This window comes from Streptococcus mitis (assembly GCF_946190375.1).
In the GTDB taxonomy this organism is placed as follows: domain Bacteria; phylum Bacillota; class Bacilli; order Lactobacillales; family Streptococcaceae; genus Streptococcus; species Streptococcus mitis_CJ.
Genome location: NZ_CAMIAF010000042.1, coordinates 1 through 787, shown reverse-complemented (window position 1 = coordinate 787; position 787 = coordinate 1). Strand labels below are relative to the sequence as shown.

Here is a 787-nt window from a genome sequence, read left to right as displayed (position 1 = left end):
TCTAGGGAGTTTAGCTCAGCTGGGAGAGCATCTGCCTTACAAGCAGAGGGTCAGCGGTTCGATCCCGTTAACTCCCAAAGGTCCCGTAGTGTAGCGGTTATCACGTCGCCCTGTCACGGCGAAGATCGCGGGTTCGATTCCCGTCGGGACCGTTTAAGATAACGCAAGTTATTTTAGACTCGTTAGCTCAGTTGGTAGAGCAATTGACTTTTAATCAATGGGTCACTGGTTCGAGCCCAGTACGGGTCATATCTGCGGGTTTGGCGGAATTGGCAGACGCACCAGATTTAGGATCTGGCGCTTAACGGCGTGGGGGTTCAAGTCCCTTAACCCGCATTAAGATATAATAAATGAGCCGGCTTAGCTCAGTTGGTAGAGCATCTGATTTGTAATCAGAGGGTCGCGTGTTCAAGTCATGTAGCCGGCATTTTTAGATAGAAGAAAACAGTGCGAACGTAGTTCAGTGGTAGAACACCACCTTGCCAAGGTGGGGGTCGCGGGTTCGAATCCCGTCGTTCGCTTAGAGAGGCCGGGGTGGCGGAACTGGCAGACGCACAGGACTTAAAATCCTGCGATTGGTAACGATCGTACCGGTTCGATTCCGGTCCTCGGCATAATATAGAGCACCCTTAGCTCAACTGGATAGAGTACCTGACTACGAATCAGGCGGTTAGAGGTTCGACTCCTCTAGGGTGCATTTTTCTATTTAACTCGGGAAGTAGCTCAGCTTGGTAGAGTACTTGGTTTGGGACCAAGGTGTCGCAGGTTCGAATCCTGTCTTCCCGAT

General features: G+C 51.1%; 9 tRNA genes. All 9 read left to right on the top strand.

Features of this window, described 5'->3' with window-relative positions:
- The first annotated feature begins 4 nt into the window (after positions 1 to 4).
- Positions 5 to 77: transfer RNA gene (locus N8M09_RS10870), tRNA-Val, on the top strand.
- Between the two features lie 2 nt (positions 78 to 79).
- Positions 80 to 152: transfer RNA gene (locus N8M09_RS10865), tRNA-Asp, on the top strand.
- 24 nt (positions 153 to 176) lie between these two features.
- Positions 177 to 249 (top strand) — tRNA-Lys (locus N8M09_RS10860).
- A 5-nt stretch (positions 250 to 254) separates the two neighbouring features.
- A tRNA-Leu gene (locus N8M09_RS10855) sits at positions 255 to 336 on the top strand.
- A gap of 18 nt (positions 337 to 354) precedes the next feature.
- Positions 355 to 427, top strand: a tRNA-Thr gene (locus N8M09_RS10850).
- Between the two features lie 22 nt (positions 428 to 449).
- Positions 450 to 521 (top strand) — tRNA-Gly (locus tag N8M09_RS10845).
- A gap of 7 nt (positions 522 to 528) precedes the next feature.
- Positions 529 to 614 (top strand) — tRNA-Leu (locus N8M09_RS10840).
- A 9-nt stretch (positions 615 to 623) separates the two neighbouring features.
- A tRNA-Arg gene (locus tag N8M09_RS10835) sits at positions 624 to 697 on the top strand.
- 15 nt (positions 698 to 712) lie between these two features.
- Positions 713 to 786 (top strand) — tRNA-Pro (locus tag N8M09_RS10830).
- Position 787 lies beyond the last annotated feature (1 nt).